The organism is Asaia prunellae JCM 25354, assembly GCF_000613885.1.
Taxonomy (GTDB): domain Bacteria; phylum Pseudomonadota; class Alphaproteobacteria; order Acetobacterales; family Acetobacteraceae; genus Asaia; species Asaia prunellae.
In genome coordinates this window covers 59,640-78,073 of record NZ_BAJV01000006.1, presented here as the reverse complement: position 1 = coordinate 78,073, position 18,434 = coordinate 59,640, and the positions used below count along the sequence as shown (strand labels likewise).

Annotated in this window: 23 protein-coding genes, 1 other RNA gene and 2 pseudogenes; 9 read left to right on the top strand and 17 right to left on the bottom strand. The window is 55.5% G+C overall.

Going from position 1 to position 18,434, the window contains the following annotated elements; translation table 11 throughout:
• Positions 1–22: 22 nt before the first annotated feature.
• Positions 23–358 carry a hypothetical protein gene (locus JCM25354_RS22325; RefSeq protein ID WP_243443941.1) on the bottom strand — a complete coding sequence of 112 codons (336 nt, stop codon included), beginning with the start codon at positions 356–358 and terminating at the stop codon, positions 23–25.
• Positions 298–1,233, bottom strand: coding sequence for an MFS transporter (locus tag JCM25354_RS17160; RefSeq protein ID WP_243443940.1), 936 nt, complete (start codon positions 1,231–1,233; stop codon positions 298–300). The genes JCM25354_RS22325 and JCM25354_RS17160 overlap by 61 nt, the downstream gene beginning before the upstream one ends.
• 516 nt (positions 1,234–1,749) lie before the next feature.
• Here JCM25354_RS17160 and dps point away from each other — a divergent pair.
• The gene (gene dps / locus JCM25354_RS06350; RefSeq protein ID WP_025885395.1) at positions 1,750–2,286 is read left to right on the top strand and encodes a DNA starvation/stationary phase protection protein Dps; all 537 of its coding nucleotides are present in this window, start codon (positions 1,750–1,752) and stop codon (positions 2,284–2,286) included.
• Positions 2,287–2,607: 321 nt separating this feature from the next.
• Here dps and JCM25354_RS06345 read toward each other — a convergent pair whose 3' ends face one another.
• The 4 genes from JCM25354_RS06345 to ahpC all read right to left on the bottom strand — a co-directional run bounded on the left by JCM25354_RS06345 (position 2,608) and on the right by ahpC (position 7,065).
• Positions 2,608–3,591 (bottom strand): aldo/keto reductase, encoded by a 984-nt coding sequence (locus tag JCM25354_RS06345; RefSeq protein ID WP_025885394.1) that lies wholly within the window; start codon positions 3,589–3,591, stop codon positions 2,608–2,610.
• Between the two features lie 77 nt (positions 3,592–3,668).
• A complete protein-coding gene (locus JCM25354_RS06340; protein ID WP_025885393.1) occupies positions 3,669–4,754 on the bottom strand; it encodes a DNA topoisomerase IB in 1,086 nt (361 codons plus the stop codon).
• Between the two features lie 74 nt (positions 4,755–4,828).
• Entirely contained in the window at positions 4,829–6,388 is a 1,560-nt protein-coding gene (gene ahpF, locus JCM25354_RS06335) for an alkyl hydroperoxide reductase subunit F (RefSeq protein WP_025885392.1), read from the bottom strand.
• Positions 6,389–6,501: 113 nt separating this feature from the next.
• Positions 6,502–7,065, bottom strand: a complete 564-nt coding sequence (ahpC, locus tag JCM25354_RS06330) for an alkyl hydroperoxide reductase subunit C (RefSeq protein WP_025885391.1) — start codon at positions 7,063–7,065, stop codon at positions 6,502–6,504.
• A gap of 145 nt (positions 7,066–7,210) precedes the next feature.
• Here ahpC and JCM25354_RS17155 point away from each other — a divergent pair.
• A pseudogene (locus tag JCM25354_RS17155) lies at positions 7,211–8,157 on the top strand (hydrogen peroxide-inducible genes activator).
• Positions 8,158–8,232: 75 nt separating this feature from the next.
• Here the strand turns inward: JCM25354_RS17155 and JCM25354_RS06320 are convergent.
• Together JCM25354_RS06320 and JCM25354_RS06315 are read right to left on the bottom strand one after the other, a co-directional pair.
• Complete coding sequence (locus tag JCM25354_RS06320; RefSeq protein ID WP_025885390.1) at positions 8,233–8,847, bottom strand: transglycosylase SLT domain-containing protein; 615 nt, start codon at positions 8,845–8,847, stop codon at positions 8,233–8,235.
• A gap of 72 nt (positions 8,848–8,919) precedes the next feature.
• Entirely contained in the window at positions 8,920–9,135 is a 216-nt protein-coding gene (locus JCM25354_RS06315) for a hypothetical protein (protein ID WP_025885389.1), read from the bottom strand.
• A 140-nt stretch (positions 9,136–9,275) separates the two neighbouring features.
• Between JCM25354_RS06315 and JCM25354_RS06310 the strand changes: the two genes are divergently transcribed.
• Positions 9,276–9,599 (top strand): hypothetical protein, encoded by a 324-nt coding sequence (locus tag JCM25354_RS06310; RefSeq protein ID WP_025885388.1) that lies wholly within the window; start codon positions 9,276–9,278, stop codon positions 9,597–9,599.
• 28 nt (positions 9,600–9,627) lie between these two features.
• On the opposite strand, the gene JCM25354_RS21025 is transcribed toward JCM25354_RS06310, so the two are convergent.
• Both JCM25354_RS21025 and thyX read right to left on the bottom strand, forming a co-directional pair.
• Complete coding sequence (locus JCM25354_RS21025) at positions 9,628–9,852, bottom strand: hypothetical protein (protein ID WP_148301419.1); 225 nt, start codon at positions 9,850–9,852, stop codon at positions 9,628–9,630.
• Positions 9,853–9,856: 4 nt separating this feature from the next.
• Positions 9,857–10,765, bottom strand: coding sequence for an FAD-dependent thymidylate synthase (gene thyX, locus JCM25354_RS06305; RefSeq protein ID WP_025885387.1), 909 nt, complete (start codon positions 10,763–10,765; stop codon positions 9,857–9,859).
• A 65-nt stretch (positions 10,766–10,830) separates the two neighbouring features.
• On the opposite strand from thyX, the gene ssrA reads away from it, so the two are divergent.
• Positions 10,831–11,149, top strand: a transfer-messenger RNA (tmRNA) gene (gene ssrA / locus JCM25354_RS20625).
• A 113-nt stretch (positions 11,150–11,262) separates the two neighbouring features.
• Complete coding sequence (locus JCM25354_RS06300; RefSeq protein WP_148301418.1) at positions 11,263–11,760, top strand: SspB family protein; 498 nt, start codon at positions 11,263–11,265, stop codon at positions 11,758–11,760.
• Positions 11,761–11,818: 58 nt separating this feature from the next.
• On the opposite strand, the gene JCM25354_RS06295 is transcribed toward JCM25354_RS06300, so the two are convergent.
• Positions 11,819–12,436, bottom strand: a complete 618-nt coding sequence (locus tag JCM25354_RS06295) for a TetR/AcrR family transcriptional regulator (protein WP_025885385.1) — start codon at positions 12,434–12,436, stop codon at positions 11,819–11,821.
• Between the two features lie 17 nt (positions 12,437–12,453).
• On the opposite strand from JCM25354_RS06295, the gene JCM25354_RS06290 reads away from it, so the two are divergent.
• From JCM25354_RS06290 to JCM25354_RS06280, 3 genes are read left to right on the top strand one after another with little or no spacing between them, the layout of a single operon-like run.
• Positions 12,454–13,020, top strand: a complete 567-nt coding sequence (locus tag JCM25354_RS06290) for a hydrolase (RefSeq protein WP_025885384.1) — start codon at positions 12,454–12,456, stop codon at positions 13,018–13,020.
• 10 nt (positions 13,021–13,030) lie between these two features.
• Positions 13,031–14,110, top strand: a complete 1,080-nt coding sequence (locus JCM25354_RS06285; protein ID WP_025885383.1) for an AbrB family transcriptional regulator — start codon at positions 13,031–13,033, stop codon at positions 14,108–14,110.
• 45 nt (positions 14,111–14,155) lie between these two features.
• Positions 14,156–14,548 carry a VOC family protein gene (locus JCM25354_RS06280; protein ID WP_025885382.1) on the top strand — a complete coding sequence of 131 codons (393 nt, stop codon included), beginning with the start codon at positions 14,156–14,158 and terminating at the stop codon, positions 14,546–14,548.
• Between the two features lie 38 nt (positions 14,549–14,586).
• Here the strand turns inward: JCM25354_RS06280 and JCM25354_RS17150 are convergent.
• The 6 genes and pseudogenes from JCM25354_RS17150 to JCM25354_RS06255 all read right to left on the bottom strand — a co-directional run bounded on the left by JCM25354_RS17150 (position 14,587) and on the right by JCM25354_RS06255 (position 17,341).
• Positions 14,587–14,810, bottom strand: a pseudogene (locus JCM25354_RS17150) (hypothetical protein).
• Between the two features lie 77 nt (positions 14,811–14,887).
• On the bottom strand, positions 14,888–15,466 hold the full coding sequence (locus JCM25354_RS06270; protein ID WP_025885381.1) for a YceI family protein: 579 nt from the start codon (positions 15,464–15,466) through the stop codon (positions 14,888–14,890).
• Positions 15,463–15,585, bottom strand: a complete 123-nt coding sequence (locus JCM25354_RS22975) for a hypothetical protein (RefSeq protein WP_369345741.1) — start codon at positions 15,583–15,585, stop codon at positions 15,463–15,465. The genes JCM25354_RS06270 and JCM25354_RS22975 overlap by 4 nt, the downstream gene beginning before the upstream one ends.
• Positions 15,561–16,055 (bottom strand): cytochrome b, encoded by a 495-nt coding sequence (locus tag JCM25354_RS17145; protein WP_243443939.1) that lies wholly within the window; start codon positions 16,053–16,055, stop codon positions 15,561–15,563. The genes JCM25354_RS22975 and JCM25354_RS17145 overlap by 25 nt, the downstream gene beginning before the upstream one ends.
• Positions 16,056–16,083: 28 nt before the next feature.
• A complete protein-coding gene (locus JCM25354_RS06260) occupies positions 16,084–16,707 on the bottom strand; it encodes a YceI family protein (RefSeq protein ID WP_025885380.1) in 624 nt (207 codons plus the stop codon).
• A 28-nt stretch (positions 16,708–16,735) separates the two neighbouring features.
• On the bottom strand, positions 16,736–17,341 hold the full coding sequence (locus tag JCM25354_RS06255) for an FMN-dependent NADH-azoreductase (protein ID WP_025885379.1): 606 nt from the start codon (positions 17,339–17,341) through the stop codon (positions 16,736–16,738).
• 158 nt (positions 17,342–17,499) lie between these two features.
• Between JCM25354_RS06255 and JCM25354_RS17140 the strand changes: the two genes are divergently transcribed.
• Complete coding sequence (locus JCM25354_RS17140) at positions 17,500–18,318, top strand: LysR family transcriptional regulator (protein ID WP_199899918.1); 819 nt, start codon at positions 17,500–17,502, stop codon at positions 18,316–18,318.
• The last annotated feature ends 116 nt before the right edge of the window (positions 18,319–18,434 follow it).

Sequence of the window (18,434 nt, the reverse complement as noted above, 5' to 3'; positions counted from 1 at the left end):
GGGGGCGTCAGGCCCCCTCCCCTTACCCGCGTGGAGCATCGTTCCTTTTGTTTCGGAACTCATCGGCAATGCTGAGAATATAGATACCGAAGCCTCCGAGAGAAAGCGCAAGACCTACCCAGCCAACAGAGGTCCAGCCGAGCCCCGCCGAGATAGCCAGACCACCAAGCCAGGGCCCTACGGCATTCGCGATATTGAAGGCACTCTGATTAAGCGCTGCTGCAAGCCCTTCCGCCCCGACTGCAACCGTCAGCAGACGTGCCTGTACAACAGTCGCCAGCCCCCCGCTTGCGCCAATCATGAAAACATTGATGGCCAGCGGAATGAATTTATGGGCTGCCTCGGGGAAGCCCGCCATGCCGCTGCGCCCATCAGAAGCACACCGGCCAGGGTTGGCATCATTTTATGGTCAGCCAGCCAGGCACAAACCAGTGTACCAATTGTCATGCCGACACCAAAAACAGCCAGCATGATCGGCACATAGGATTCCGGTACCCGGGTGACATTGATCATGATCGAGGCAAGATAGGTATAGACACAGAATACGCTGCCAAAACCGACCGCACCAATGGCAAGTGTCAGCCAGACCTGCCTGATTTTCAGTGCCGTGAATTCATTGAGAATACTGGCATCCTTCCGGGGCGCATCCTTGGGGGCGAAGAGCACGATCAGCAGGGCCGTGCAAAGCGCAAGCGTTGCAATCAGACCAAATGCCCAACGCCAGCCGACAAGCTGACCAATACCATTGGCCAGAGGCACACCACCGATTGTTGCAATTGTCAGGCCAAGAATGACCCGCCCAACTGCCTGTGACCGTTTATTGGGTGGCACCAGTGACGAGGCCAGAATGCTGGCAATACCGAAATACGCGCCATGCGGGAGGCCGCTGACAAAACGGCAGACCAGAAACAGCAGGTAATTGGGGGCAATCGCGCTCAGCCCGTTACCGAGCGTATAAAGCAGCATCATGCTGATCAGCATGGTACGACGGCTTATCCCGGCACTGAACAGGGCAATGGTCGGCGCCCCGATGCACACCCCGGCCGCATACAGCACGATGGCATGACCTGCTTCAGGATCACTCACGCCAAAGGTATGGGCGATCATGGGTACGAGGCTCATGGCGGCAAATTCTGCCGTACCAATCGCAAAGGCACCCAGGCCCAGACTAAAAAATATGATGCGTATGTCACGCATCGACCGAGCCAGATCGCCAGATCTCAAGCCGCTCATGCCACCCTCAGCCATTCTCTCTAGATTGTATATCTGAATCAGGGCGCACCCATCGATCTCATCGCCATCCCCGAGACAATGTCAGCCCTTACCTCAGCTCAGCATCAATACGAAGAGGCACGGGCATAAAATAGTGGCGTGATATGTGGCGCCTTCTTTTGTCACAATTTCTGGTCTTGTCCGACCCGGCGCACCAGAAAGCTGTCCTGACAAGACAATTATCACCGGTTTTCATCATCAATGGCCTGAAATACAGCCTCAAGCTGGCCGCACGGAGGTCAGATCAGGACCCTGAACCCTGGGTCACACTGTATCACAAGCTATTCAAAAATCCGAGAAGCCAATCGAATGAAAATCGGGACAGGATGTGGACTTACCTGCAGAGCCTCCGACATGTGTCTGGTGTGTGGACCATATTTCTTTCCTTGTCCGGACGCGAAACCGATCCATATCTTTCACGTTCAGTCGTCATCGCTTTGTGCGAATGTCCGATAGTCAAATCGTAAGGGTGAAACCATGACAACGAAAAACGCGATGCACACTACGCAGAATGCTCTGAAATCAAATGCAAAAACCGTTTCGATCGAAACACTCAATGCGCGTCTTGCAGATCTGATTGATCTGGCATTGATCACCAAGCAGGCTCATTGGAATCTCAAGGGACCGCAGTTCATTGGTGTTCATGAAATGCTCGACGGCTTTCGCGGCAGCATAGACAATCTGGTCGACGAAGTTGCAGAACGCGCCGTGCAGCTTGGTGGCACGGCCTATGGCACGACCCAGGATGTGACGAAAAAATCGTCCTGCACACCTTATCCGACGAACATCTACAAGATTGCCGATCATATCTCGGCACTGATTGACCGGTACGCAACGGTTGCAAACAATGTCCGTGAGGCAATCGATATCACGGATGAAGCTGGTGACGCAGATACTGCCGACCTGTTTACCGAAGCCTCACGTGCTCTGGACAAGCATCTCTGGTTCCTTGAAGCCCATACCCAGGAACCGACAGGTCAGATGCGCGACGGCGACCATACCGGCTCACGCTGAGCGGTTCTCTCGCCAAGCCTGCTGGTCAGCCAGCAGGTGACGCCCCCGCCACTGCAAGGTGGCGGGTTTTTTTGTATCTTCCGGCATTTCTGGCACCAAGTTGACACCGGAAGCTGCCTCAATGGAGACACCGCCAAAAAGGAGGCGGGCAGTCTGGCAATCAGCAGAGAGAGTGTTTTCGCATTCTGCCTGCCTGACTTCACAAGCGACAGAGATCGTTTCGTGAGATCAGTCCGCCTTCTCTCCGCGAACAGGAAAACCCATACCCTGCAAATACAGGCAAGTCATGGGCTGTAACCATACGGCCAATCATGCAGCTATTCAGCGATTAACGAACGCCATGTTGCCTTCATTATACCGCAGACCAGAGATCTTTTCCGCAGACAAGGCATTATCGAGCTCGGTCAGATCCGTTTCGGTCAGTCCTACGTCAAGAGCACCAAGGTTCTCTTCGAGATAAAGACGACGCTTTGTACCAGGGATCGGCACGATATCCGGCCCCCTTGCAAGCAACCATGCGAGCGCAATCTGAGCGGATGTCGCGCCATGACGTTTGGCCACTCTTCCCACACAGGCAGCCGCCTGCATATTGGCTTTATAAGCAGCCCCCGTGAAGCGCGGGTCAGTATGGCGAAAATCCGTCTCTGGATAGGCTTCTGCGGGTTGTGCCGTGCCGGTCAGAAAACCGCGTCCCAATGGACTGAAAGGAACAAGCCCGATTTTCAGTTCTCTGAGAACGGGTAGAATATCGGCTTCTATATTCCGCTCCCACAGCGAATATTCGCTTTGCAACGCTGTTACCGGCTGCACAGCATGGGCTTCTCTTATAGCCGTGACGCCCGCCTCGGAAAGACCGAAATGCAGAACCTTTCCTTCCTCCACAAGGCGCGCAACCGTACCGGCAACCTCGGCCATCGGCACCGCAGGATCAACGCGATGCTGGTAGAGCAGATCAATCCGGTCAGTTTGCAGGCGTCTCAGTGAGGCTTCGACAACGTCGCGAATATGCGAGGGTCGACTATCCACCCCATTCGATTTGCCATTCTCTATTCTGAAGCCGAATTTCGTGGCGATCTGCACCTGATTGCGACGAGGAGCGAGCGCCTTTCCCAGCAGGATTTCATTTGTGAAGGGACCGTATACTTCTGCCGTATCAAACAGCGTTATCCCACGCTCAATGGCATAATCGAGCGTGGCAAGACTTTCCTGCTCGTCGGCGACGCCATAGGACTGGCTCATGCCCATGCAACCCAGACCCAATGCCGAAACCCTGAATCCGGCTGAGCCGAGAATCCGTTCATTCATACCACGTGCTCCTGTCCATCCCGTGCCGAAAGGTAAAAAGCAAGGTGGCGCTCCCGGTTGCTTTCGAGCGTCAGGGATCAGCCGGCTTTCTTCAGAAGCCGCGTGAGATAACCGACCATGATGGCTTCATCAGCGCTGAGTTGATGGGTATCCGATTCCTGCTCCAGCATGGTCTCGGCCTGCCGGGCAAAGGCCTCACGTAAACTACCGTCAAGATAGCCCGTCAGAATTTGCGGATGAATATAGCATTTGCGACAGACGGAGGGTGTATTGCCCAATCGTGCCGCTACCTGCTCGATCGTGCGCAGAACATTCTTCTTGGCGCGCGCCTTCGTATCCCCCTTTTCGAGACTTGAAAGCGTCAGCGCTGCGAGATGGGTCGCAGCCCATGTGCGGAAATCCTTTGCCGTGATGTCTTCACCCGTGATTGCCTGAAGATAGGCGTTGACGTCCTGAGAATGAATTTCGTGACGTTCCCCGCTTTCATCAACATACTGAAAGAGTTTCTGTCCCGGGAGGTCCTGCAATCGGGAAATCACCCTGACCAAACGGGGATCCCGTACCGTGAGATGGGCCTCAATGCCGTGCTTGCCCTTGAAATCCAGTGCAACCTGACTGCCTTTCACCCGCGCATGGCGATGGCGCAATGTCGTCAGACCAAAACTGCGATTTTCACGCGCATAGCTTTCATTCCCGATACGCGCCATTGTGCGTTCCATCATACGCACGACCGCCGCAATAACACGCTGCCGGTCAAGCTGCGGGTGACGCAGATCCTCATCGACGCGACGTCTGATTTCCGGCAGTTTTTCGCCAAAAATCAGCATACGTGCAAATTTGTCTTCATCACGCACAAGACGCCATTCGGGGTGATAGCGGTATTGCAGCCTGTCACGCCTGTCTTTGCCGACAGCCTGCAGGTGACCTCTTGGATTGGCACAAATCCAAACATCGCGATAAGCTGGAGGAATAGCGAGCGATTTCAGGCGCTTGAGAACAGGTTCGTCCGTGATCCGCTCGCCATGTGGATCGCGATAGAAAAAGCCGCGCCCGGCTTTGTGCCGCGTGATACCCGGCTTGGTGCGATCCACATAGATCAGACGCGCAGCCTTGGCATGATCACGCGCTTCCTGCTCTGCATTTGTGGTTGTACCCTCGGTCATCTCACGCTCTCCCTCTAGGGAGTGGGAGAGCGCAGCAGAGAAGCGAAGGTTGCAGCCGTTTCCCTTGGTGGCAATCAGGCGCCAGGCAAACGGATGAGATAGTCAAATGCCGAAAGCGCACTTCTGGCGCCCTCTCCAACAGCAATCACGATCTGCTTGTAGGGTGTCGTCGTGGCATCGCCTGCAGCGAACACACCCGGCACCGAAGTCGCGCCGTGATTATCCACCTCGATCTCACCAAAATCATTCAAAGCAAGCGTGCCACGCAACCACTCAGTATTGGGCAACAACCCGATCTGGACAAAGACACCTTCGAGCTCGATATGATGATCCTTGCCATCCCCCCCCCGATAGGTCAGTCTGTTCACTTTGGTGCCATCACCCTCGATCTGAGTCGTCAGCGCTTCTGTCAGAACGGTGACGTTGGGCAGGCTGAGCAGCTTGTCCTGCAGGACCTTGTCGGCCTTCAGTCTGGAACTGCGCTGAAGCAGGGTGACGTGGCCAACGATCCCTGCCAGATCAATTGCGGCCTCGACACCGCTATTACCGCCGCCCGCGACCGCCACGCGCTTGCCTTTGTAAAAAGGACCATCACAATGAGGACAGTAGGCTACACCCTTGGTACGATACTGCTCCTCGCCCGGCACGCCTAGCTGACGCCAATGAGCGCCTGTGGTGAGAATGACTGTGCGGCTATGCAGGATCGCACCGCTTTCGAGCGCCACACCATGCAGTCCACCTGGCTTGACGGTGGGAAACAGCTCTTTGGCACGTTGACCGGAGATAATTTCCACATCGTAGCTACGCACATGGGCTTCAAGCTGGGCAGACAGCTTTGGCCCTTCCGTCTCCTTGATCGAGATGAAATTCTCGATGCCTGCAGTATCCATGACCTGACCACCGAAACGATCAGCCACCAGCCCGGTACGCAACCCCTTGCGAGCAGCATAAATGGCCGCAGAGGCACCGGCCGGACCACTGCCAATAATCAGGACATCAAAAGCCGGCATGTCTTTCAGACGCTCTGCTGCGCGACGCGGCGCATCATCATCCAGCTTTGCAAGAATCTGCTCTACATCCATACGACCGGAGCCGAATACCATGCCATTCAGATAGATCTGAGGCACCGTCATGATATTCTTCGAGGCTACTTCTTCCTGGAAGAGGGCGCCATCTATGGTTGTCACGACAATCGCAGGGTTGAGAACGCTCATCGCGTTCAGTGCCTGCACAACATCAGGGCAGTTCTGACAGGAAAGAGAAACAAAAATCTCGAAACGGAAATCGCCTGTCAGCCTACTGATCTGTTCCGCGATTTCGGGCGCAATCTTTGGAGGATGCCCCCCAGCCTGCAGTAGGGCGAGTACGAAAGATGTAAACTCGTGCCCCATCGGAATGGCAGCAAAACTTACACCATGGCGCTGATCAGCACGACGGATCAGAAAAGAGGGACGGCGCTCACTGACACCATCCACCGTAAAAGACAGTTTTTCGGAAAGGGCAGCAACTTCTTCCAGGAGGTCACGCATTTCGCGCGCTTTCTCACTGCTGTCGAGAGAGGCTTCGAGCACCACCGGATGGGCCAGATTGGCCAGATAGGTGATCAGCTGTGACTTGATGGCGTCCTGCAACATCAGGTTATCCTGCTCTTTTCCGAAGAACTGCGTGAGTGGAAGGCTTTGGGCAATCAGACCGGAAGAATAATATCCGGGCATGACCCGACGCAAAGCGCCGGGTCATAACAACCTCAGATCTTGCCGATCAGATCAAGTGACGGTGAAAGTGTGGCTTCGCCTTCTTTCCACTTCGCCGGGCAGACTTCGCCGGGATGGGCTGCGACATACTGGGCTGCACGGATCTTCTCGATCAGCTCGGCTGCCGAGCGGCCCACGCCACCCGATGTGACTTCGATGTACTGGATCTTGCCTTCGGGATCGACCAGAAAGGTACCGCGATCAGCCATACCGGCTTCTTCGATCATGACATCGAAATTACGGCTGATCGTGCCCGTCGGATCTGCCAGCATGACATACTGGATCTTGCCAATAGCCGGCGAGGTGTCATGCCAGGCCTTGTGCGTAAAATGCTTGTCCGTGGAGACCGAATAGATTTCAACACCAAGCTTCTTAAAGGTCTCGTAGTTTTCAGCGAGATCTTCGAGTTCAGTGGGGCAAACGAAGGTGAAATCGGCCGGGTAGAAGAAGAAAACAGCCCATTTTCCCTTGATGTCAGCTTCTGTCACCTTGACGAACTTGCTCTGGTGATAAGCGTCGGTCTCGAAAGGCTTCACTGACGAATTGATGCGTGGCATGCCATATGCTCCTGAATTGCATATCTGTGTTTAGTAACAGGGACACCGTCCCACGAATACGAACGCCACGGAAATCGTTTCTGTCAATGGCAGTTATCGGTAAAACCTTTTTCCCCTCCTACAGGAATTGGTCTTATCTATGGGCATGACCTATATTCCTCTTTCAGGCCTATCCCTGCGTGATATCGAATATGTTGTAGCAGTCGATGATCTGCGCAATTTCTCCCGTGCTGCAGAACGATGCGGCGTCAGCCAGGCAGGCTTGTCGGAACAGGTACGCAAGCTTGAAATGCTGCTGGATGTAACGCTCTTCGAGCGCTCGCGTCGTCACGTTGCTCCTACCCCCGATGGCACTAGACTGATCGCCATGGGACGCGAGGTTCTGGCCTCGGCGCGTGCCATGATAGAAGCAGCGCGCGCGCAAACCGGGCCGCTTGAAGGATTGCTGCGCATCGGTGTTATTGCGACGCTGGGGCCTATTATGTGCCAAGCCTGCTACCCCTGTTGCGTCGGGCCTATCCTGAACTACGTCTGCAACTGACAGAAAGTCTGACCCAGTCCATGCTCTCCAAACTGCGTCAGAACGAGCTGGATCTCGTTTTTGCCGCCCTCCCCGTTACCGGCGAGAGTTTTGAGACCGCCCCCCTGTTCGAGGAACCCTTCATGGCGGTGTTCCCACGCAATCATCCCCTGACTCAGCGCAAGACACTGACGATGGAAGATCTTGCGAGCGATCACGATGAAAACGGCCTGCTTCTGCTCGAAGATGGCCATTGCCTGCGTGATCAGGCGCTCTCAGTCTGCGGTATGGTGCCGATGCGCGATCAGCAGAGACTCGCAACCAGTCTCGAAATGCTCTGGCACATGATCGGTGCGGGAGAAGGATATTCTCTCATTCCGCAGCTCGCCCTGAGAAACCGTGCCGAATGGGAAGAACTGGTCGTTGTGCGCCCCATGGCCCCGGCCAGTCGTCAGATTGGCCTAGTCTGGCGCAGCTCAGACCCGCGCGGGTCGGCTTTTCGTGATTTTGCCGCCTTTCTTGCCAGCAAACTTCCTGAATCCTGCCTGCCTGTAACGGTCGAAAATACCTGACTTCAACCGGAAAACCGATGCTGTGCGACAGGATAAGGACGGTTCATGGTCTTCAGCCGGAACCGACTGATCCTGTCAGAACAGCCAGCTCCAGAATCCCTTGTCTTTCAGGTCGTTTTCGCAGCTGGAAAACTGGGCAGCATAGACATTGGCACGAGCACCCACCTTGCGCGCGACTGTCGTCAGCCATCCCTTGCTTGCATAGGAGCGTTTGCGATACCCGCTCCATCCCTCGTGATAGGCAAGATATTGTCTCGTGCCATCCGTCACGGGAACATTGGCCTGCTTCTTGGTATTCGTCACATACCAGCTGATGAAATCAAGTGAATCGGCAAAATTCTCGCGACTTGCACTTGTATCGGTCGCCTTCTGGTAATCCTGCCAGATATCAGTCTTTGCCTGAGGATATCCGTACGCTGTCGTTACGTATCCCCAAGGAATGAACCACAGAATATAGGTTCGCTTGGTATGCAGGTTACTGTGAAAACCCGATTCTTGGTACATGATGGCCATTGGCACCGAAAACGGGACATTCCATTTTTTTTCTTTACGCAATGCCGCATGATACCAGCCACGTTTTTCGTGGAAAACCGAACAGATATCATCCGGATGAGAGGGCGGCGCAGGGGTACAGGCGCAGAGGGTCATCGCAATCAGCGTTGAAGAAACCGCAATTTTCCTGACTGACACCTGAGCCCTCACTCCCCGTCGCTCGAGCCGATCCGTTCGGCTCTGATACGGAATCAGGCGCGATGCGGTGAATCAGCCTTTAAGGCTGGCGTCTCTGTCCCATTGGTCACGTGACACAAGACTGAGATCAGCTGCACAAGTGCCGACCATATAGCGATCAGCATCCCAAGACCAGATTTCGGGCGCGTTTACCGGTTCCTCGCCGCCATAGGTAGGTAGCGAGAATGACAAGCCTACAGCGCCGATTTTGATACCTTCATAGAGGCTATCCAATGTCGGATACATCATGGCCGAAGCCTTTCTATTCTGATGAATCAGTTATTGATTTCCGTCCTGCAGTCAAAACCTGCCACGTTCTGACGAGTTTCCCAATAAGCTCGACAGAGCCATCTCACTTTTTCGACAATCCCGGCCAAGGATCCCGATCCATGATCCATATCCCCGAAACGCTGGATTCCGACGAACTGCAAAGACGCCGTCGTCTGGCCCTGCTTCTCGACCGATTGCCTCCGCGACTGAAGCGCACGACCGAATGGCTGCTGGCTCCGTCCCATGGCTGGATACGCATTCCAGCAGGCATTCTTTTCATAATCGGGGGATGTCTGGCATTTCTGCCAGTACTTGGCGTGTGGATGCTGCCGCTCGGCTTTTTTCTTCTGGCCGAAGACGTCCCGCTTCTGCGTCGGTGGAGCGGCCGCCTCCTGCTCTGGATCGAGCAGCGTCACCCTGGATGGATGGGACTGAAGAAGTAACCCCACCTCCGCAAGCGCCATACCTGTTTCAGGGCGCTGCAGGCTGCTGCACAGAGCGGATGCATGCCTCCTGCACGTGCTCGGTACATTGTGGCAGGGGTTTGGAGGCAGGGAGCGGCCAGAACAGTCGTATTCCGAGGGAAATCAGGACCAGAACAAGTGCAACGACCCCCCAGGGTAAAATGGAGGGCAGTTTTTTACGGGGCTCCGGATCCGGAACCCCTTCCCTCATGATCCGGTGGAGATCACTCACATGCTCATCCTTTTTTCAGAATAGCCTGCATTTCTTCCCATTCGCGCTTGGTAAGACCCGAATCAGACTGTGTCACCGTTTCTCCAGCAATCTGGCGACGGAGAACAGCCAGCATCCCGGCAGAAAAGGTGAAAGCACCCAGACGATATTCCTCAAACGCCGCAGCTGTGATCGGCACCCAGGCCCTGAGTACGTTGATCATTGCCTCAGCATAGACCCGGATCTCGTATTGCGCATGGCTATCGGCACGCAGCCTCAGAAAGCTGAGCAGGTTATGAAGATCGATCTTCCAGTACCATTGGGTATATGTGTTGAGCGTCAGGTTCATACGCGCAAGTTCACGCGCGAGGCCGTAGGCTTCCGGGTCGAGCAGGATCTCATAATTATCGTAGCAGCGCGCTGCATCCTGACGCAGCAGATCCAGCACTTCCGCCGCTTTCTCCGGAGCAAGGGCCTCTGCCCGCCCCTGGCGGTTTGAAACGCTCTGCGAGGAGACCTGCTCCGGCTCCGGGAGATAAAATTCCCGGTCCAGAATCGAGTAGCGTGCCGAATACTCATTCACACTCGCCATGCGGTGGCGAATCCATTGACGTGCCACAAAGACCGGCAGTTTCACATGGAACTTGATTTCGCACATCTCGAACGGAGTCGAATGGTGATGCCGCATGAGATAGCGGATCAGCCCGGTATCCTCCGAGACTTTCTTTGTACCACGGCCATAGGAAACACGGGCGGCCTGAACTACGGCACCGTCATCGCCCATATAATCAACAACACGGACAAATCCGTGGTCGAGCAGTTCGATAGGGGTGAAAAGAAGCGCCTCAAGCGCCGGCACGGTAGGCCGGCTCGTCTGGGAGGGCGCAAGGCGGGAGGCGTCGATCTCGGCGCGTTGTTCTGATGTTAGCGGCATGAACAGAGCTTATCACAGACGCCGCTTTTGCGCACCGGATTTCCCCCTCATCATCGCACACAGACCCTCTTGTGAAGTGCCGGCCAAGAGCCTATATGCGTCAGTGCCGGAGGGCTTGCCCTTGGCTATGGCGATAAACGGTAAGTGGAATAATCGTTACGGACCGGGGGCAGTGCCCGGCGTCTCCACCATCCTTTCCTTCTGGAAAGTCAGGGGACGAAACAGGCTCGACGTGCGTGGTAAAGACTTATCTTTTGCTCGGTATTGTACCACCGTTATCGGGCTAAATCACAAGTGCCAATGATAACACAAAGGTGCTCGCTGTCGCTGCATAAGCGATAAGCGCGGTTCGGGAGGGCACCGGGCAACAGAAGCCCTCCCACTTAATATACCTCCGATCTCTCGCCACCCTTGCCATCAGCCATGAAACGTCGCATCCCTGCGTGATCGTTTTTCGGAAATGGATGGGTTGGAATGAGCGACGATCAGGCGACGGCATGGATCACGAACTGCCAGAAAGCCTGCTGCCCTACGATGAGTGGGTTGAAGATGCCTATCGTGAGGTCATGCTGAGAGCGCTGGATTATGCCAGTACGGAAGGTCTGCCAGGCGAGCATCATTTCTATCTTACCTTCCTGACCGATTATCCCGGCGTCATCATTCCCGATCGCCTGCGGGCACAATACCCGCATGAAATGACTATCGTGCTCCAGCATCAGTTCTGGGATCTGAAGGTTGATCGTGATGCCCTGACCGTCTCTGTCGGGCTCTCATTCGGGGGAATCGGCAGTGTCCTGGTGATCCCGTTTGCCGCAATCACCGCTTTCGCCGATCCGCATATCCGTATGGCACTACGCTTCACAGTCGATCCGGGCGAGATGGCAACTGAAGCAGAAGAAACAGATTCCGGATCGCAGGAAGAGACCAGCCCCCAGATCTCGGGCGAAGATGCCCAGGTTGTCAGCCTCGACGCTTTCCGCAAGCGTCCCCACTGACACCCACACCTGCAAAGGATTGGCGTTACGCACCAATCCTTTCAGCAAATCCAGTAAGTCAGCCTACGCTTACGAGCGACAGAACAAGTTTGTAGAGAATCTCTTCAATCATCTCCTGTTCCTCGTTCCTTACCAGCTCCGGTGCAAGCTTGAGCAAATGGAGCAGAACCTTGCCTCGCGCCGGCGCCGTCATCTGCGCCTCAGGTCCGGATTTCTCAAGTATCGCAACCACTCTCGCCAGAAACTGCTCACGCCAGGCCCGTGCCGATTCTTCTCCATCAGGTCGGGCGGCAAGGAGCAGCGTCGTATAGTCACGCTCGTTTCGCTTATCGAGCCAGACACGCAACAATCCCTTTGCGATTTTCTCGAAATCCCCTGGCTGAGCCCCGGCTGCCAGCTCGTCGAGTCTCTCCAGACGATCATGAATAAAACGTTCGAGCAGCAGGTGCGACAGACTCTCTTTCGTAGGAAAAAATCGATAGAGCGAGCCTATTGCCGTGCCGGAACGCGCCGCAATTTCGGTCATGGTCGCGCCATCAACCCCTTTCTGGACAAACAACTCCCCTGCTGCGTCCAGAATACGCGCTACGCGTTCACGCCCGCGCTGCCTTTTGGGCGCAATGGCATTTGACTTATGAGAGGGTTTCCTCGCATAACTGGGCGGTAACGTGTCCATGAACGGAAAGATCTCCCATGATTGCTCTTGATCCCAAAACAACGGCACTTGTTCTGATCGATCTTCAGAAAGGGATACTGAATATGCCCGTCGTGCCGCATTCCAGCAAAGACGTCCTGGACAGAGGCATGATGCTGGCCCGGCAGGCACGGGATGCAGGTATGCCGGTCGTGCTCGTTCATGTCGGCTTCGCGCCAGATTTTGCCGATGTCCCGCCTCAGAATGTCGATGCTCCGCTCTCTCATGCCTCCCCCTTGCCGGCAGACTGGAGCGATCTTGCCCCCGGACTGCGTCAGGAAGGTGATCTGGTCGTGCTGAAACACCAGTGGGGGGCTTTTACAGGAACCGATCTCGATCTTCAGCTGCGTCGCCGTGGGATAAGAACGGTTATCATGGCAGGCATTGCGACAAATTTTGGCGTAGAATCAACCCTGCGTCATGGATGGGAACTTGGTTATGACTTCGTGATACCCGAAGACGGTTGCACATCTCTCGACAAGGATCTGCATGACATGGCCTTTAGTCGCCTTTTCCCTCGCCTGTGTCGCGTGACGCAGACAGACCAGATCCGTTTCACCGCGTGATGACAATCAGATGATTGCCCAGACGCGGATCATCATCGGACTTGCAGGGCTCTCCGCCGTTTTCGCAACAGGATTGTCCCTTGCCGGTTTCCCGGCTGCTTTTCTGGTCGGACCAATGATCGCCGCGATCATAGTGGCTGCCTGCGGTATAACCATACCGCTTGACCGACGCCTGCCACCTTTGGCCCAGTCGGTCATTGGCCAGCTTATGGCCCATAGCCTCACTCTGAAGGTATTGCGTGAGATTGTTGATCAGTGGGCGATCTTTCTGGGTGGTGTCTTCTCGGTCATTTTTCTCAGTTTTACTCTTGGCTATATTCTCGCCCGCCTGCGGGTGATGCCGGGCAATGTGGCGCTTTGGGGCTCTTCTCCCGGTGCGGCCACTGCCATGACTCTTCTTTGTGAAAGCTACGGTGCCGATCAGCGGCTCGTCGCCTTCATGGTTTATCTCCGCGTACTTCTTGTTACGCTTGCAAGCTCGGTCGTCTCCCATCTTGCTGCTCCGGTCCATGGCCCACTTCATGCCAGCCAGGCTGCCCACGACCTGCCATGGTGGCCCTGTCTCGCAGTCATTACCGTAACCATGCTGCTGACCCCTCTGGTACGCTTCGGTGCAGCACCTCTGCTGTTGAGCCTTGCCGGAGGGCTTGTCTGCCAGACGATACTGGGGCTGCATTATACTCTGCCCGTCTGGCTGCTCGCCCCAAGCTACGTTGTTATTGGCTGGATGATCGGCCGCCGTTTTACCCGCAGCGTACTCAACCATGTCTGGCGCGCCCTGCCTGCCGTCACACTCTCGACAAGCATACTCATTCTGGGCTGTGCCCTGCTTTCATGGCCTCTGGCTCATATCGCCCATGTCGATTTGCTGAGTGCCTATCTGGCTACCAGTCCGGGTGGAGCCGACTCCATCGCAATTATTGCGGCCTCGACTCCGATCAATGTTCCGTTCGTGATGGCAATGCAGATCGCCCGGTTTCTTGTGCTGATCGCCGTCGCTCCTGCCATCGCGACCTTTCTGACCCGTTTCATTCCTGATCAGGCGAGGGCGGCAGCTAGTCAGGTAGGGCGCAACCCTGATAATGCTTGAAGCGCTTATGTTTGATGCGTCCCTGTCAGCGAAGGTTCGGCCCTCATGCGTTTTACCGTCGATCGCCTCGACCATATCGTTCTCACAGTCCGTGACCGCGCCGTTTCTGCCAACTGGTATCAGCGCGTTCTGGGCATGGAAATCGAGGAATATGGACGCAATAATCGCGTCTCACTGAGCTTCGGTGGGCAGAAAATCAATCTCCGCCCCATGGATTCCGAAGGCTGGACAACAGCACGGCGTGCTGCCCCCGGTGTCAGTGATCTGTGTTTTACCACAGCCATCGACTCAGAAAATATCCTGCGTCATCTCGATAAATGCGGCGTGGCCGTCATTGAGGGGCCGGTTATGCGTATCGGCGCGCTCGGGCCTATCACCTCGGTCTATATTCTCGATCCGGACGAGAACCTGATCGAGATCGCTTCTTACCAGGGATAAAGGACGAAAGCGGGGTGGTGCCGCTTTCGTCCAGTCAATCACCAGTTTTTGCTGATCAGCCAGAACTCTTCCGATGTCAGGGTCACCAGCCCGCCACCGGGCAGGGAAGTTTCAGCCGCGGCAGCCGCCAATGCTTCGATACGCTCAACCATTATCGTTTTACGGACATGGGTTTCGGACTGTTCCTTGACCTGCCCAAGAGCGGTCAGGCAGATTTGGCGGCCTTGGCGACGCGGGCAGCGTCAAGAGCGGCATAAGACATTAGGGAATCTCCTGTAGGGCTTGTTGTTTCTCTCTAGTCGATTCCGCCTGTCACATCACCCCCTGCGGAAAACCTCCTCACCCGGCCTCGTTTGCGACAAAATCGAACGTGACCGTCACTGGCAGAGCCACCCATTGCCCCGAAGCCCATGGCCCCTGACCCACACCAAATAACGCACGTGAAAATGCGGCATTCCCCTGTGCGTGGGCTTTTCTGCCATCAATATGCAGTGTGAAATCCAGTGTAACCGGATGACTGAGATTGCGCAGCGTCAACGTGCCGACGGCTTCGTAATGCTCCCCTGCGATCCGCCGAATCGCCGTCGACACAAAATGCGCTTTCGGAAAGTGGGCGATATCAAACCAGTACTGCCCCGGCAGGGCCGTATCTCGCTGACGATCTCCGGTCTGTGCGCTGGCAAGATCAATCGTGAGATCAATGTGCCCCTTCTCCGGCTGCGACGGATCGAAAACTATTGTCGGTTCATAACGGGTGAAGGCCCCTTTGAAGGAAGAGCCGGTCTGCATACCCGTGAAACCGAGTACGCTATGGTCTTTTTCCACCTGCCACTCCGCAGCCTGAACAGCGTGCGCCTGGCAGACAATTCCAGTGCCCAAAACGAGCGCAGGAGCGAGAGTTCGGATGATATGATTCATTTCAGATGTGTCCGGTCAGGAGTTCTTCGGGTTGCAGGCAACATCCTCAGCAGCACCCCGTCGCGCAGGAAAAAATGATGTCTCAACGCTGCCATCATATGCAGACCCACCACTGCAATGAGGGCATAAGCGCCATAGGCATGCAGCAGGGTAAAAGCATCTTCGACCGGCTGCCTGTTTGTGAGATGCTCAAAAAAGGCAGGTCTGGCCAGGGCACAATCCCGTACAGCACTGTCGGAATGGCAAAGACCGAACTCGATACCAGGGCCCAGCCACTCAGTGGCATAAAGAACAGCTCCATATAAAGCAGAGCATGGCCGAGCTTCGCCAATCGGATCTCGCCCAGCGACATACTTGCTGGAAATGCCGGTGGATGATGAAGAAAGCGCCAGACCACACGCAGCAAGGCCACAGCAAGAAGTGTGATGCCGATCGATTTATGAAGCTGGAAAAGCCTGTACATGATTCCCGGATCAAGAGAACCATGAACCATAACCAATCCCAGTCCGAGCATGAACAGAATGCCCAGTGCCATGATCCAGTGCAGGATCATGGCAACAGCGCCGTATCGCTCACTGCTTGTCGTCATCGGAAACGATACCTGCAAAGACCCGGGATCAGGACTGGCGTTCAAAGGCACCGGCAATATGCAAGGTGACGCTGTCAGCCACCAGCGGCACGTAACGGCTTACGCCAAAAGCAGAGCGCATGATCACGGCATCGCCTTCGAAGCCGACAGTCTCTTTCTTGTCGAGCGGGTTTACACCACTGCCAATCAGGCGGGCCTTGATCGTGACAGGATGCGTTACACCATGCAGGGTAAGATCACCGGTGATATTGGCAGTCTTTGCGCCCGTCTTGACCACACGGGTCGAGACAAAATGAGCTGTAGGAAACTTGTCCGCATCGAGCCAGTCGGCGCCCTTGAGCTCACTATCAAGCTTGGCAACCGTTGTCTGAACCGAGCTGATCGGCAAAGTCACCTCGAGCTTTGTTGCATCGATATGAGCCGGATCAAGTGTCAGCGTGCCTGAAGCCTGAGAGAAGAAACCAGAAAAACCGGTAAAGCCCATATGCAGCAGAGAAAAGCTGATCTGTGTATGATAGGGCTCGACTGCATAACTACCCGCCTGAACCGCTTTGGGGTCAGGCGTGCCGCCCTGTTGCGCCCGGGCTTGCGGCATGGACAAAGCACCCAATGCCGTCAGGAGGGCGGCACTGGCCAGAAAAGTTTTTTTCATAGAGGAAATTCCTGTTCTCAGACTGGTCTTACAGAGCAGCAATTGCAGCGCGCGCAGCACTCATTGCGCTTTCACGTGCATCACCACCACGGCTGAGCCCTTCAGCACGGATCCATGTCAGGTCCTTCAGCCCGACAAAACCAAGTGCCGCGGAGACATAAGGTTCCTGATGGTCCATTGAAGCTGCAGGATGACCCGCGCCATACTGACCACCACGCGTGGAGATGAGAATGATCTTCTTGCCCTCCGGCACCAGGCCAACCGGGCCGTTCTCGCCATAACGGAAGGTCCGGCCTGCTACCATGATGCGATCAAACCAGTTCTTGAGCTGGGCCGAGATCGTGAAATTGTACATGGGTACGCCGACAACCACGATATCGGCAGCGAACAACTCGTCGATGAAGGTATCACCGCGGGCGATATCAGCCTTCAACGTCTCGTCTGTCACCTCTGCACCAAAACGGGCCGCCACATGCGCCGGCCCGAGCTCGGGGATAGGATGGGCTGCAAGATCATGATAGGTAATCACTGCCTCGGGATGGGCAGTTTTCAGATGGGCAATGGTTTCTGCCGTAAGGGCACGGCTCGCCGAATTATCGCCCAGAATGCTCGAATCAAGATGAAGGATCTTCATGATTTCCTCGCCTTTTTCCTGTTGGATCCAGCAATGCAACATACCCGCAGAACGAGCGCTGAATGCTGTGTTCTGTTGACCGTCTCACATCAGGACCCATCTCGACAGTCAATATATTCCGATAGATAGTATCGCTTTGAACGATAGGTGACGGCTCGATGCTTGACAGGATCTCTCTCGACCAGCTCCGCGTTTTCATAGCGGCAGCCGATGAGGGCAGTTTCTCTGCTGCGGCCCGGCGCTTCCGGCGCTCGCAGCCTGCAATCAGTGAAATGATTGCGACCTTTGAAGCACAGATCGGCGTCCAGCTTTTCGAGCGTATTGGTCGCTATCCGCAATTGACCAAGGCGGGGGAAGCACTCCTTGCTGATGCTCGCGGCATTGTTCTGAATGTCGATCACATGAAGGCGCGGGCATATGGCATGTCATCGGGTGTCGAACCAGAACTGGCTGTCGTGGTCGATGTCTTCTTTCCCATGGACCGGATGACACGCGTGGCGCGCGGCTTTCGGGAAACTTTCCCCCATACGCCACTGCGTCTTTTTGTCGAGGCACTGGGCGGAGTATTCCAGCCCATTCTGGACTCACGTGCCCAGATCGCCATTGCCGGCCCCCTGCCGGATGTTCCACCCTCCTGCTCGACCGAGGCGCTTGGCGAAATACGTTTCATGATGGTTGCCTCTGCCGAACATCCTCTGGCGCGTCATGAAGGACCAATCCCTCGTGACGAACTCGCAAAGCATGTGCAACTTGTACTGACAGACCGCACGGATCTCTCTGCAGGACGTGAACGGGGCGTATTGTCTCCTTTCACCTGGCGTCTGGCTGATCTCTACGCAAAGCATCATTTTCTGCTTGGAGGGCTGGGCTGGGGAGCATGCCCGTTCACAGCATCGCCGCCGATCTGGCCGCTGGCAGACTTGTCGAACTCACGATCGAAGGGTTTTCCCCTCCCGGCGGGGCCAATATGCCGATGAGTGTTGTCTATTCCACCGCCGAACCGCCAGGCCCTGCCGGACGCTGGCTGATAGACCAGCTGAAACTCTGCCCGAAAAAACACAACGAAACAGAGAGCGCAGACCCCTGCGCCTAA

What these genes read in the sequence shown, in the direction of transcription:
- JCM25354_RS22325 (WP_243443941.1), bottom strand. Translation starts at nt 358, where the DNA reads ATGGCGGGCTTCCCCGAGGCAGCCCATAAATTCATTCCGCTGGCCATC.
- JCM25354_RS17160 (WP_243443940.1), bottom strand. Translation starts at nt 1,233, where the DNA reads ATGAGCGGCTTGAGATCTGGCGATCTGGCTCGGTCGATGCGTGACATA.
- dps (WP_025885395.1), top strand. Translation starts at nt 1,750, where the DNA reads ATGACAACGAAAAACGCGATGCACACTACGCAGAATGCTCTGAAATCA.
- JCM25354_RS06345 (WP_025885394.1), bottom strand. Translation starts at nt 3,591, where the DNA reads ATGAATGAACGGATTCTCGGCTCAGCCGGATTCAGGGTTTCGGCATTG.
- JCM25354_RS06340 (WP_025885393.1), bottom strand. Translation starts at nt 4,754, where the DNA reads ATGACCGAGGGTACAACCACAAATGCAGAGCAGGAAGCGCGTGATCAT.
- ahpF (WP_025885392.1), bottom strand. Translation starts at nt 6,388, where the DNA reads ATGTTGCAGGACGCCATCAAGTCACAGCTGATCACCTATCTGGCCAAT.
- ahpC (WP_025885391.1), bottom strand. Translation starts at nt 7,065, where the DNA reads ATGCCACGCATCAATTCGTCAGTGAAGCCTTTCGAGACCGACGCTTAT.
- JCM25354_RS06315 (WP_025885389.1), bottom strand. Translation starts at nt 9,135, where the DNA reads ATGATGTATCCGACATTGGATAGCCTCTATGAAGGTATCAAAATCGGC.
- JCM25354_RS06310 (WP_025885388.1), top strand. Translation starts at nt 9,276, where the DNA reads ATGATCCATATCCCCGAAACGCTGGATTCCGACGAACTGCAAAGACGC.
- thyX (WP_025885387.1), bottom strand. Translation starts at nt 10,765, where the DNA reads ATGCCGCTAACATCAGAACAACGCGCCGAGATCGACGCCTCCCGCCTT.
- JCM25354_RS06300 (WP_148301418.1), top strand. Translation starts at nt 11,263, where the DNA reads ATGGATCACGAACTGCCAGAAAGCCTGCTGCCCTACGATGAGTGGGTT.
- JCM25354_RS06295 (WP_025885385.1), bottom strand. Translation starts at nt 12,436, where the DNA reads ATGGACACGTTACCGCCCAGTTATGCGAGGAAACCCTCTCATAAGTCA.
- JCM25354_RS06290 (WP_025885384.1), top strand. Translation starts at nt 12,454, where the DNA reads ATGATTGCTCTTGATCCCAAAACAACGGCACTTGTTCTGATCGATCTT.
- JCM25354_RS06285 (WP_025885383.1), top strand. Translation starts at nt 13,031, where the DNA reads ATGATTGCCCAGACGCGGATCATCATCGGACTTGCAGGGCTCTCCGCC.
- JCM25354_RS06280 (WP_025885382.1), top strand. Translation starts at nt 14,156, where the DNA reads ATGCGTTTTACCGTCGATCGCCTCGACCATATCGTTCTCACAGTCCGT.
- JCM25354_RS06270 (WP_025885381.1), bottom strand. Translation starts at nt 15,466, where the DNA reads ATGAATCATATCATCCGAACTCTCGCTCCTGCGCTCGTTTTGGGCACT.
- JCM25354_RS17145 (WP_243443939.1), bottom strand. Translation starts at nt 16,055, where the DNA reads ATGACGACAAGCAGTGAGCGATACGGCGCTGTTGCCATGATCCTGCAC.
- JCM25354_RS06260 (WP_025885380.1), bottom strand. Translation starts at nt 16,707, where the DNA reads ATGAAAAAAACTTTTCTGGCCAGTGCCGCCCTCCTGACGGCATTGGGT.
- JCM25354_RS06255 (WP_025885379.1), bottom strand. Translation starts at nt 17,341, where the DNA reads ATGAAGATCCTTCATCTTGATTCGAGCATTCTGGGCGATAATTCGGCG.
- JCM25354_RS17140 (WP_199899918.1), top strand. Translation starts at nt 17,500, where the DNA reads ATGCTTGACAGGATCTCTCTCGACCAGCTCCGCGTTTTCATAGCGGCA.